Origin of the sequence: Phenylobacterium sp. (assembly GCF_030645195.1) — a bacterium.
In the GTDB taxonomy this organism is placed as follows: domain Bacteria; phylum Pseudomonadota; class Alphaproteobacteria; order Caulobacterales; family Caulobacteraceae; genus Phenylobacterium.
Genome location: NZ_JAUSLW010000098.1, coordinates 17,020 through 27,216, shown reverse-complemented (window position 1 = coordinate 27,216; position 10,197 = coordinate 17,020). Strand labels below are relative to the sequence as shown.

Here is a 10,197-nt window from a genome sequence, read left to right as displayed (position 1 = left end):
GCCAGATGATGCGGGTCATCTCATCGCCATCGATATCGACGACAGGATTGGCGACTTTGATCTTGGCCATGAGGGCGATGCGCTCCGGGGCGTAAAATTGGCTTTGGGGCCGTATACTAGGCGTCGGCCTCGACGCAAAGGCCGCCGAGCCCCCAGGCGCGGATTAGCCGCGAAGCGTTCCTGGCCAAGGAACGCTACTGCACGCCGCGGGTCACCATCCGGGCCACATCGGCGATGATCTTCTCGTTGTCCGCGTCATCCAGGGTCGAGCCGGAGAGGAAGACAGCCACGGCGTAGCGCCGGCCATCGGCCAGGGTGACGATGCCGATATCGTTGACCGCCGGGGTCATCCCCAGGTCGGTTCGCGCGGTCCCGGTCTTGTGGGCCAGGCGCGCGGTCTTCGGGAAGCCCGCCTTCAGGCGGTCGGCGCCGCTGGGCGTCTCGGTCATGATCTTCAGCAGCAGGGCGGTGGAGGCCGGGGTCAGCAGCTCGCCGTCGTCGAGGCGGTCGAGGAAGGCGAGCGCCCCGCGGGGCGTGGCGGTGTCCTGCGGGTCGGCCATGTAGGACGCCGTGGCCCTGCGCCGGGTCTCCGGCGGGATCGAGGTCAGCACCGTCATATAGGCCGCACCCTTCCAGGCCGGCCGAAACGAGGCCATGCCGGCGATGTCGGGCTGCAGCTGGCGCTCGTAGCGGTCGACGCGCATCTCCTCGACCTTCTTGTTCACCAGCCAGGCGGTCACCGCGCCTGGCCCGCCGATCTTCCTCATCAGCACGTCGGCGGCGGTGTTGTCCGAGCGGCCGACGGCGGCGGTCAGCAGTTCGCGCACGGTGTAGTCGCGCCGCGCCGGCCAGGCGTCGGCCAAGGGACTGAAGGGGGGCGACAGGTCCTGGTCGGTGATCAGGATCGGATCATCCAGGCTCAGGCGCCTGGCGTCCACCTCGGCCAGGACCGCGGCGCCCAGGGGCGCCTTGAACACGCTCTGCATGGGGAAGCGGCGCTCGCCGTTGAAGTCCCAGCTCTGGCCGCTCTCCAGGTTCATCACGCCGATCCCCAGGACGCCGGGCTTGGCGCGCTCGGCGATCTCCACGACCTCGGTGTTCATCGCCGCCATGTTGATCTGCGGCGTCGTGGAGGCGGTCTGCGGCGAGCCTTGCCCGCAGGCGGCGAGGACCAGGCCGGCGAGGGCGACGAGCAGGGGGATACGCATGATCGAGGCCCTTAGCACACACCGCCCTTGCAATGAGACGGGCAAGCGATTGAAAACGCGCCATGCCCACAGGTTCCGCCGCTCCGCCCTGCATCATCCTCAATATGCCGCAGCTGGCCCAGAACATCGGGGCGGTGGCCCGCGCCATGGCCAATTTCGGCCTGGCCGACCTGAGGCTGGTCAATCCCCGCGACGGCTGGCCCCAGGAACGGGCCTGGTCCTCGGCCTCCGGCGCCGAATGGCCGCTGAACGCCGCCCGCGTCTATGACAGCGTCGAGGCCGCCATCGCCGACCTGCACCTGGTCTACGCCACCACCGCCCGCCCGCGCGAACTGCAGCTTCCCATCCTCACCCCGCGCGAGGCGGCGGCCAACCTGATCCACGAGGTGGCCGAGGGCCGCAAGGTCGGCCTGCTGTTCGGCGGCGAGCGCGCCGGGCTGGAGACCGCCGACATCGCGCTCTGCCAGGCGGTGGTGACCCTGCCCATCGACCCGCGCTTCCGGTCGCTCAACCTGGCCCAGGCGGTGATCATCCTGGCCTATGAGTGGCGTATGACCCAGGCGACCGGCGCCCCGGCCATCTTCCGCGACGCCCCGCCGCCGGCCGACGCCGCCGCCATGCAGGGGCTCTACGACCATTTCGAGCAGGAACTGGAGGCCGCCGGTTTCTTCCATCCGCCGGAGAAGAAGCCCTCCATGATGCAGAACCTGCGCTCGGCCCTCGGCCGCGCCCGCTTCTCCGACCAGGAGGTGCGCACCTTCCGCGGCGTGGTCACGGCGCTGTCCAAGGGCCGCGGCCGCGCCCTGCACAAGCTGGCCCGGGAGAAGGCCAAGCAGGGCCTGCCCGAGGCCTGAGGCTTGCGAAGCTTGGCCGCGCGGGCCAAGGGTTCGGCGCCAAGACGGGGAGAACACCATGGCCACCAAGGACCTCGAGGCCCTGAAGACCGCGGCGCGAGACGCCTATCTCTTCACCCTGCCCCTGGTGGAGATCGCCACCACCCGGTCGCGAGGCCTGGTGGCCGGTTCGCCGATGAACGTCTTTGGCCACATGCGCCGGCTGGCCGACCACACGGCGCGGGCCGTCACCACCCCCAATAACGACACCTTCTATTCCACAGCCCAGGTGGATCTGTCCCAGGGGCCGGTGACCCTCAACCTGCCCGCCACCGGTGACCGCTATGTCTCGCTGGCCCTGATGGACGCCTACACCAACAACTTCGCCATCCTGGGGACCCGAACCACGGGGCCGGACGGCGGGACCTTCACCCTGGTGGGGCCGACCGACGCCGCTGAGGGGCCCAATGTGGTCCGCTCCCCCACCAACCATGTCTGGGCCCTGGCCCGCATCCTGGTGGATGGCCCCCACGACGTGGAGGGCGCCAAGGCCGTGCAGCACGGCCTCTCCATGCAGGGCCCCGCCGCCCCGACCCCCGGCCCCTTCGCCCATCGCGGCGCGCCCTGGGACGAGTATTTCGAGACCGCCGCCCGGCTGATGGCCGCCAACCCGCCGCGCGTCGAGGACCGCGCCTTCCTGGCCTCCATGGCGCCGTTGGGCCTCGCCGACTTTGACGCCTCGCGGTTTTCGCCGGAGCAGGCCGCCGCCATCGAGGCGGGCCTGGCCGAGGGCAAGATCGCCGCGCGCAAGGGGGGGCTCTCGGGGGCGGGCTTCGTCGAGGGCTGGTCCTATCCCTCGGCGCGGTTGGGCAATTTCGGCCAGGACTACGGCCTGCGGGCCTCGGTGGCGGTGGCGGGCCTGGCCGCCCTGCCGCCGGAGGAAGCGATGTACATGCGGGCCGAGGGCGACCTGCCGCGCGCCCTGTTCGATGGGACCCGGCCCTGGCGGCTTTCCTTCCCGGCGGGCGGCCACCTCCCGGTCCATTCCTTCTGGTCGCTGAGCCTCTATGAGGCGACGCAGGACGGGCAGTTCTTCTTCACCGACAATCCGCTCGCCCGCTACGCCATCGGCGACCGCACCGAGGGCCTGGTCACGAACGCCGACGGGTCCCTCGACATCTGGATCGGCCACCAGGATCCGGGCGGCGAGCGCACCGCCAACTGGCTGCCCGCCCCGGCCGGGCCCTTCGCGCTGTTCATGCGGGCCTACCTGCCCAAGACCGAACTGCTGGAGGGCGGCTACCGCCTGCCGCCGGTGGTTCCGGCCGACGCCGGTTGACTCCGAGGGGCTGCGACGACATAAACCGCCCCTTCGCGCCGCCGGGTCACCCTGGCGGCTGCGGATATCTATGACGGGTGATCTGGACGCCGCCGTTGAAATCGCGCCTTCGCTTATGAAGGCGCCGGCCCGGATCGTGTTTGAAAGAGCTACTCATGTCCAAGCGGCATTCCGCGAAGTACAAAATCGACCGCCGGATGGGCGAAAACATCTGGGGTCGTCCGAAGTCCCCGGTGAACGCCCGCCAGTACGGCCCCGGCCAGCACGGTCAGCGTCGCAAGCAGAAGGTCTCCGACTTCGGCCTGCAGCTGCGCGCCAAGCAGAAGCTGAAGGGCTTCTACGGCAACATCACCGAGAAGCAGTTCGTCCGCACCTACGAGGAAGCCGACCGCCGCAAGGGCAACACCTCGGAAAACCTGATCGGCCTGCTGGAATCGCGCCTGGACGCCGTCGTCTATCGCGCCAAGTTCGTGCCGACCGTCTTCGCAGCCCGTCAGTTCGTGAACCACGGCCACGTGCTGGTGAACGGCAAGCGCGTCAACATCGCCTCCTACCGCGTGAAGGCCGGCGACATCGTCTCCGTCCGTGAGCGTTCCAAGAACATGGCCCTCGTGCTCGAAGCCCTGCAGTCAGGCGAGCGCGACACCCCCGACTACATCGAGCTGGACACCAAGGCGATGACCGCCAAGTTCATCCGTCAGCCGGAATTCAGCGAGGTTCCCTACGCTGTGAAGATGGAGCCGAACCTGGTCATCGAATTCTATTCGTCCTGATCACGTCCGACTTTTCGAGTTCAGCCAAGGCCCCGGAGCGATCCGGGGCCTTTTGCTTGGGCGCGATCCGTGGCGAAGTGGGGCCATGCATCGTCGCCTTCTGTTGATCGGGGCCTTGAGCCTGCTCGCCGGCTGCGCCACCGCGGCCCCGCCCATCGTCGCCCCGGCCGGATCGGCCCTGGGGGAGCTTGAGCCGCTCTACTCCGCCAGCGCCGGGCGCGAGGCCCTGACCATCCGGGTCTCCTCCAACGGCTGCACCAGGAAGGAGGACTTCGCCTTCTTCGTGGAGAGGAAGGGGGACGCCGTGACGCTCGCCTTCGGCCGCAAGCGCCTGGACCCGTGCAAGTCCTTCGCCATGGGTCACACCGACCTGACCTTCACCTATGCCGAGCTGGGGGTGGCGGGCCGCACGCCGCTGTTCCTGCTGAACCCCTTCTACCCGTGGACCGGGCCGGGCGGTTGAGGCTTCAGATAAACCGATCCACGATGTCCTGCGGCACCCGCTTGGGGCGGCCGGTGGCGGCGTCGATCAGGCACCAGACGGTGACCGCCTGGGCGCACATGGCGCCGTCGGGGCCGTCGATCCGGACATAGCGGTCGAAGCGGGGACCATCGGGTCTCCGCGCCACCCAGGTCCGGGCCCGTGCGGTCTCGCCCGGCAAGAGCGCCCGGCGGTAATCCACCTCGTGGCGCAGGACGATCCAGGCCCAGCGCGCCTGGTCCTCCGCCGGCTGGCGGGCGGCCCAGTGGGCGGTGGCCATGTCCTGGATCCAGCGCAGATAGACCACGTTGTTCACATGGCCATTGGCGTCGATGTCGGAGGCTTGCGGCGTGAAGCTGGCCTCGAAGACCTGCTGGCCTTCGGGCGGTTCAAGCAGCCTGGTCACAGGGAGCCCGGCTTAGGCGGCGAGCACGCCCTGTTCGATCAGCAGGGGCTTGAGTTCGCCCGACTGGAACATCTCCCTGACGATGTCGGCGCCGCCGACGAACTCGCCCTTCACATAGAGTTGCGGGATCGTCGGCCAGTCGCTGAAGGTCTTGATGCCGTCGCGCAGGGCGTTGTCCTGCAGGACGTTGACCCCCACGAAGTCGACGCCCAAGTGGTCGAGCACTTGGACGACCATGCCGGAGAACCCGCACTGGGGCTGTTCGGGCACGCCCTTCATGAACAGGACCACCGAATTGTCGGTGACGGTCTTGGCGATGAAATCATGCACGGGGCTGGCGGCGTCGGTCATGGGACGGCTCTTTCGTCGAAACGTTCGGCTGAGAGCTAGGGAGCCGAGGGCCGCTGGTCAAGCGGCGGCGCGTTTGAGCGGTTGGAGGGACCCGCCGACCTGCGTCCAAAGAAATAGTCTGGCTCCGGACGTCCAGTGCGCCTTGCCAAGGTTTTGCGGGCCGGTAATTTCCTTTCGTGGGGGGCCTGCATATGAAATCACAATCTTCGAGCCGCCCGCGCAGGCGGGGGGCGAGGATCCGCATCCTGGCCGTTGTCGGCGTCCTCGCCACCAGCTCGGCCCACGCCCAGACCGCCGAGGTCGATGAGCTGGTGGTCACCGGCTTCCGGGCCAGCCTGGCCAGCGCCATCGAGATCAAGCGCGCCCGCACCGACATCGTCGACGTCATCAACGCCGAGGACATCGCCGACTTTCCCGACTTGAACCTGGCCGAGGCCCTGCAGCGGATTCCCGGGGTCGCTATCGATCGGGACGGCGGTGAAGGGCGCTCCATCACCGTGCGTGGCCTGTCGGGCGACTTCAGCCGTGTTCGACTCAACGGCTTCGAGGCCCTGGCCACCACGGGCGGCAAGGACACCTCGGGCGGAGCCAACCGAGGCCGAAGCTTCGATTTCCAGATCTTCGCCTCGGAACTTTTCAGCCGCGTGACGGTGCGCAAGGCGCAGTCGGCGGAGCTGGAGGAGGGCTCTCTGGGCGCAACAGTCGATCTGGAAACCGCCAAACCCCTTGACTATACGGGTTTCACGCTCATCGGCGGCCTGCAGTACGGCTACAACGACCTGTCGCGAGAGTACGATCCGCGCGCGACGGTGCTGCTGTCAGACTCGTGGTTCGACGGCAAGCTGGGCGCCCTGGTGTCCGTCGCCTACAGCGCCCGGCGCATCCATGAGGAGGGGTCGATCTCCAATCGCTGGGAGAGCCCCGCGGTTCCGACCAATTCCGGCGGCTGCTTCCAGCAGGCCGGCGCCTGCGGCAACCCCGCCGGGGTCTACAGCGCGGTCAACTCGGCCTGGCACGCGAGAATCCCTCGGTATCAGCGGCTTGCCTATGACTGGCAGAGGTACGGGACCACTGCAGCCATCCAGTTCGCGCCCACCGACGCGACTTCCGTCACCTTCGACGCCCTGTTCGCCCTGTTCGACGGCGACCGGAGCGAACGGTATCTGACCACCTACCTGGTCAGGCTCGACCAGACCACCGTCCGAAACCCGGTGATCGACGCCCGGAACCAGTTGGTGAAAGCCAATTTCGACAACACGGACGTGCGCAGCGAAGCGCGCTATGACGAACTCTCAAGTGAATTCAGCCAGCTGTCCCTCAAGCTGGCTCACAGGTTCAATGACCGCTTCGAGGTCAAGGCGCGGGTGGCGCAGTCGCGATCGATCCAGGACAACCCGGTCCAGACGACGGTCTCGTTCGATCGCTACAATCACCTCGGCTACAACTACGACTATTCCACCAGCCAGACCCTCCCCAGCTTGAACTACGGTTTCGACGTCACTGATCCGGCCAACTGGGAGTTCAGTTCTAGCTCGGCCAAGGGCGTCCCCTCCCTGCTGCGCATGCGGCCCAACAAGACCGTCAATCGCTTCAAGACCCTCGGCGTCGACGCCAGCTCCAAGGTCAGTGACGGCCTCACCCTGAAGGGCGGCCTGTTGTTCAAGGACTACAGGTTCACCACCGCGGAGTGGCGGCGCTACACGATCAACGGCGTCGCCGACGGCGCTGTGCCGATCCCAGGCGTGGCCCTCAGCGAGATCAGTACGCTGGTCACCGGTTTCGGCCGGGGTCTAGGGGCGCCGGCCGGGACGGACACCACCTGGCTCGCGCCAGATGTGACCAAGATCGCCACCCTGCTCGACCTCTACTGCAACTGCGTCAACGCCTATGGCGACTTCAGGGTCAGCTCGGACAATCAGCGCGGCGCCAACCGCGACGTGGGCGAGCGGGACCTGGGCCTCTATCTCCAGGCCGACTTCGAAACGACCCTGTTCGACATGCCGCTACGGGGAAATGTCGGCGTCCGGCGCGCCGCCACGACGAGCGTGGCCCGTGGCTATGTGGGGTCGACCTATGTGGCGGTTCCGCGCAAATACGACGACACCCTGCCGGCCCTCAACCTGGTGCTCGAGCCCCGCGAGGACCTGCTGATCCGCTTCGGCGCGGCCAAGGTGATGTCCCGCCCGCAGCTTCCGAACCTGACTCCGGGCGGCTCGCTCAACAACACCGCCCACACCCTGACCATCGGCAATCCTCTGCTCGATCCGATCCGGGCGACCACCTTCGACCTGAATTTCGAGTGGTATCCCGCGCGGGAAACCCAGTTCAGCCTTGGCCTGTTCTACAAGGACCTGCAGTCCTACATCCAGAGTTCGGCGGCCACGATGCCCTACAGCGCGACGGGCCTACCCGTCAGCCTGCTGTCCACCCGCAACACCCCCGACACCATCTTCCTGGTCAGCCAGCTCCTCAACACGGCCGGCGGCGAACTGAAGGGGTATGAACTCAATCTGCAAGGCCCCTTTACCTTCCTGCCCGCGCCCTTCGATCGATTCGGAGGCGTCGTGAACTACACCCACGCCGAGTCCACGGTGACCTACATCACCGACACCACGGCCACACCGGCCAAAAGCGTGACGCTCCCCCTGGTCGGCCTGTCGCCGCGCTCCTGGAACGCGACGCTCTACTATGAGGACGAGCGGTTCAGCGCGCGGGTGTCCGCCTCCTATCGCGACGCGTATCTGATCGGCGTGCCCGGCGGGAACGGCAACGACGTGCGGGGCAAGAACAAGACTCTGAATGTGGATGTCTCAGCCACCTACAGGCTCAGCGACCAGCTCAGCCTGACCTTCGAGGGCGTCAATCTCACCGACCAGTTCGAAGATCGCTGGATCTCGTCCGAACGGCGCAACTCCGAGGACTACACCCACACCGGGCGGCAGTTCTTCGTCGGCGCGAGGTACCGCTTTTGACCGACGGCAAGCTGCGCGTGGGGTTCATCGTCGGCAACGACTTCGATCGAACGATCCAGTTTGACCAGGAAGGCGTCGTCTATCTGGAGGGCAACAACGACGCCGGCCGGGTGCTGGCCCTGCTGCCGGCGGGGGAGTTCAACCATGCCCGCATCCACATCGCCCCGAGCTATTTCCGCAAGGCGCGCCGGTGGAACATCGCCGACATCGACATCTTCTGGAACATGGTCTCTGACGCCGACATGCATCCGGCGACCCTGGCGGCGATCGAGAAGTTCACGGGCGAACTCGACATTCCGGTCATCGATCCGGCGCGGGCGATCCTGCAGACGCGGCGTCACCACATCGCCAGCCGGTTGGCCGCAATCGACAACGTGCACATGCCCAAGACCCTCCTTCTGCGCAATCCGACCCTGGAGCGGGTCGAGCGCCAGGTGGAGGAGGCCGGCTTCCAGTTTCCCGGAATTGTCCGCCGCACCGGCACCCACAATGGTGAGCTGGTGGGTGTGTTTCAGAGCCCGGGGGAGATCACGGGCGTCTACGGGGACCGCCGCCAGGAGTATTATCTGACGGAGTTCGTCGATGTTCGACACCGCGATGGCCTGTACCGGAAGAGCCGCTTCTTCTTCGTCGGCGATGATGTGGTGGTGCGTCAGCACATCGTCGCCGACCACTGGAACATCCACGGTCGCAGCTCCCGAGAGATGTCCAACCGCGCGGACTGGCTGGAGGAGAGTCGCGCGGCGATCGAGGCCGGATACGACGGCCTTCCGGCCGTGACCAAGTTGGCCTTGAACGAGATCGGCGCCCGAGTCGGGCTCGACTACTTCGGCCTGGACGCCAGCCTTGACCCCAACGGACGCCTCACGGTGTTCGAGGCGAACGCCACGATGAATTTCGTGGCTCGGTCAGAGCGAGGGAATTCCCGAAACGCGGCCGCTATGGCGCCGATGATCGCCGGTGTCCGCAGACTGCTGCTGTGCAAGGCGGCTCAGCGCGCGACGAAGACGTAGCCCTGTTTCTCGCGGGCCCGTCGGATCGGGATGGAGCGCGATTCGCCCTGGATCTTGGCGGTCTCGAGAACCTCAAACCCCCCCCTGGTCAGCTGTTCGGCGATCGCTTCGCCGGTCGCAAGATCCCATTGCGGCCTTGACCGGGCCTCCGCGTGTCGCCGCAAGGCGGCGTCGAAATCCTCCGCCGGCTCCGGAATCGGGACTCCAGCCGCGGTGATTCTCTCCAGGGCCTGTCGTGTCCAGATCCTTGGAAAGTCCGCGGCGCCCTGATCGGTTGTCGGGTGGAAGGTGCGAGCCACCAGGATCAGGCGGCCGCCAGGGGCAAGGGCTCCGCGCATGCGCCTGAGAGCCTCGATTAGGGCGGCCGGCGGGAGGTGGGGAAGCAGGGAGTGCGAGACGATGACATCCCAACGCTCTGCGCCCTCGAGCTTGGTCAGGTCGAGCTGACGGGTTCGGACGGTGACGCCGGCATAGGGCTCAGTTGCTTCAATCACGGCCAAGGGGGTGGCGCAGCGATCGATCACCAGAATCTCAAGTGGCCGGCTCTTGGTTGCGCGGACCACCAGATCAAGCAGTGCGCCATCGGCCGAACCGGCAATGAGCACGCGCGCGCCCGGCGCGATGACGCCCGCGAGCCGGGGAGCGAGGTCGGGCTCGTCAACGGTCAATCCACTGGCCATCCCTGCGGCCCTGAGCGTGCCCCAGATCCGATGAGAGCCGCCGCAGTCGACGCACAGCCGTGCGCCGAGCCGCCAGCCGGCCTGGGCGAGGCCGACCAGATCGTTTGGCGACAGGAGGCGGGTGTCGGAGGGCATGTCTGA

Annotated in this window: 11 protein-coding genes; 6 read left to right on the top strand and 5 right to left on the bottom strand. The window is 67.3% G+C overall.

Going from position 1 to position 10,197, the window contains the following annotated elements; genetic code table 11:
- Nucleotides 1-70 (bottom strand): hypothetical protein (locus Q7T09_RS08920; protein WP_304699253.1); only part of this gene is annotated, 70 nt, incomplete at its 3' end.
- Nucleotides 71-194: 124 nt separating this feature from the next.
- Nucleotides 195-1,208, bottom strand: coding sequence for a class A beta-lactamase (gene bla, locus Q7T09_RS08915; RefSeq protein ID WP_304699252.1), 1,014 nt, complete (start codon nucleotides 1,206-1,208; stop codon nucleotides 195-197).
- A 62-nt stretch (nucleotides 1,209-1,270) separates the two neighbouring features.
- Here bla and Q7T09_RS08910 point away from each other — a divergent pair, with 62 nt between their 5' ends.
- The 4 genes from Q7T09_RS08910 to Q7T09_RS08895 all read left to right on the top strand — a co-directional run bounded on the left by Q7T09_RS08910 (nucleotide 1,271) and on the right by Q7T09_RS08895 (nucleotide 4,616).
- Nucleotides 1,271-2,062 (top strand): RNA methyltransferase, encoded by a 792-nt coding sequence (locus tag Q7T09_RS08910; RefSeq protein WP_304699251.1) that lies wholly within the window; start codon nucleotides 1,271-1,273, stop codon nucleotides 2,060-2,062.
- Between the two features lie 58 nt (nucleotides 2,063-2,120).
- Entirely contained in the window at nucleotides 2,121-3,380 is a 1,260-nt protein-coding gene (locus Q7T09_RS08905) for a DUF1254 domain-containing protein (RefSeq protein ID WP_304699250.1), read from the top strand.
- 155 nt (nucleotides 3,381-3,535) lie between these two features.
- On the top strand, nucleotides 3,536-4,153 hold the full coding sequence (gene rpsD, locus Q7T09_RS08900; RefSeq protein WP_304699249.1) for a 30S ribosomal protein S4: 618 nt from the start codon (nucleotides 3,536-3,538) through the stop codon (nucleotides 4,151-4,153).
- Nucleotides 4,154-4,238: 85 nt separating this feature from the next.
- Nucleotides 4,239-4,616, top strand: coding sequence for a hypothetical protein (locus tag Q7T09_RS08895; protein WP_304699248.1), 378 nt, complete (start codon nucleotides 4,239-4,241; stop codon nucleotides 4,614-4,616).
- 4 nt (nucleotides 4,617-4,620) lie between these two features.
- Here the strand turns inward: Q7T09_RS08895 and Q7T09_RS08890 are convergent, their stop codons facing one another.
- Complete coding sequence (locus tag Q7T09_RS08890) at nucleotides 4,621-5,040, bottom strand: thioesterase family protein (RefSeq protein WP_304699247.1); 420 nt, start codon at nucleotides 5,038-5,040, stop codon at nucleotides 4,621-4,623.
- Nucleotides 5,041-5,052: 12 nt separating this feature from the next.
- Nucleotides 5,053-5,391 (bottom strand): Grx4 family monothiol glutaredoxin, encoded by a 339-nt coding sequence (gene grxD, locus Q7T09_RS08885; RefSeq protein WP_304699246.1) that lies wholly within the window; start codon nucleotides 5,389-5,391, stop codon nucleotides 5,053-5,055.
- A 191-nt stretch (nucleotides 5,392-5,582) separates the two neighbouring features.
- Between grxD and Q7T09_RS08880 the strand changes: the two genes are divergently transcribed.
- Both Q7T09_RS08880 and Q7T09_RS08875 read left to right on the top strand, forming a co-directional pair.
- Nucleotides 5,583-8,363, top strand: a complete 2,781-nt coding sequence (locus Q7T09_RS08880) for a TonB-dependent receptor (RefSeq protein ID WP_304699245.1) — start codon at nucleotides 5,583-5,585, stop codon at nucleotides 8,361-8,363.
- Nucleotides 8,360-9,376, top strand: coding sequence for a hypothetical protein (locus Q7T09_RS08875; protein WP_304699244.1), 1,017 nt, complete (start codon nucleotides 8,360-8,362; stop codon nucleotides 9,374-9,376). Before Q7T09_RS08880 ends, Q7T09_RS08875 begins: the two co-directional genes overlap by 4 nt.
- Here the strand turns inward: Q7T09_RS08875 and Q7T09_RS08870 are convergent.
- Nucleotides 9,355-10,191, bottom strand: coding sequence for a bifunctional 2-polyprenyl-6-hydroxyphenol methylase/3-demethylubiquinol 3-O-methyltransferase UbiG (locus Q7T09_RS08870; RefSeq protein ID WP_304699243.1), 837 nt, complete (start codon nucleotides 10,189-10,191; stop codon nucleotides 9,355-9,357). The two genes, Q7T09_RS08875 and Q7T09_RS08870, sit on opposite strands and share 22 nt — an antisense overlap.
- Between the last annotated feature and the right edge of the window lie 6 nt (nucleotides 10,192-10,197).